This is a genomic window from Adlercreutzia sp. DFI.6.23, assembly GCF_024462535.1.
Taxonomy (GTDB): Bacteria; Actinomycetota; Coriobacteriia; order Coriobacteriales; family Eggerthellaceae; genus Adlercreutzia; species Adlercreutzia rubneri.
Window position 1 is genome coordinate 1 of record NZ_JANGBP010000401.1, and the last position, 308, is coordinate 308.

The 308-nt window shown below is 62.0% G+C and carries 1 pseudogene; it reads left to right on the top strand.

Features of this window, described 5'->3' with window-relative positions:
• Positions 1-308: pseudogene (locus NE591_RS13895) on the top strand (hypothetical protein); the annotation flags it as partial.

Consider the following 308-nt stretch of genomic DNA (forward strand, 5'->3'; position numbering starts at 1 on the left):
CCGGTATTCACCGATCGCACCGCCTGGTACGTGGGCCCGAACTTGGACATCGCCGCCATGGAACGGGGCGCCTTGCACCTCATTGGCGAGCACGACTTCAGGAGCTTCTGCATGGCCGCCTCGGCCGTCGGCAAGCCGACTTGCCGCAACGTGGAGGAGATTTCCATCGCCTCCGAGGAGATTCTGGGCGAGCCGCACCAAACGAACTCGTGCGCCGCCGACCTTATCGAAGGGGCTGACGATGGCATTTGTCCATTTGCACAACCATACGGAATACTCGCTGCTCGACGGGCTCACCCACATCAAGG